This window comes from Vibrio sp. 811 (assembly GCF_033339195.1).
This window is the reverse complement of the sequence record NZ_JAWOUB010000923.1, coordinates 1-523: the sequence shown is the minus strand read 5'-3', so window position 1 is coordinate 523 and position 523 is coordinate 1. Positions and strand designations below refer to the sequence as shown.

At 45.7% G+C, this 523-nt stretch carries 1 protein-coding gene and 1 pseudogene; one reads left to right on the top strand and one right to left on the bottom strand.

The genetic code is table 11. The features are described 5' to 3' along the window. Positions 1-148: pseudogene (locus R7Q46_RS30150) on the bottom strand (GNAT family N-acetyltransferase); the annotation flags it as partial. 146 nt (positions 149-294) lie between these two features. Here R7Q46_RS30150 and R7Q46_RS30145 point away from each other — a divergent pair. Beyond that, a partial coding sequence (locus R7Q46_RS30145) for a DEAD/DEAH box helicase (protein ID WP_318078713.1) occupies positions 295-523 on the top strand: 229 nt, incomplete at its 3' end.

The following is a 523-nucleotide window of genomic DNA, read 5'->3' as shown; positions in this document are numbered from 1 at the left end:
GATGAACGCCGTCAATAATATCCTTACCATCTAGCTCCGGGTACGGGCAAGTTTGCTCGACGACGAACACGTCGACGCGTAAGCGCAGCATCTCATACAGTTGTAAGGTAGTTAGTTGAGCAAAAGGCAAAGTGATCCAAGTGGTCATGTCCGTCGTCCATAATGATAGTAGAGTGCCTGAATGTACTCGCTTTTGTTTCAATACTCATTAACAATGGTTAATTTTCACTGGTCTTCCCAGAAAATCTGGCGATAATGTGCCCTCTTTTTCATCCCACCTGAGGATATTTCCCTGTGAGCAAACAAACTTTTGACCAAGTAGGCCTGAACCCAGCGCTACTAGAAACGCTGGATTCATTGAACTACACCCATATGACGCCAATTCAAGCGTTAAGCTTACCGGCGATTTTGAATCAGCGTGACGTAATTGGTCAGGGTAAAACGGGCTCGGGTAAAACAGCTGCGTTTGGTCTTGGCGTACTATCAAATCTAAACGTAAAACGATTTCGCGTGCAGGCTTTGG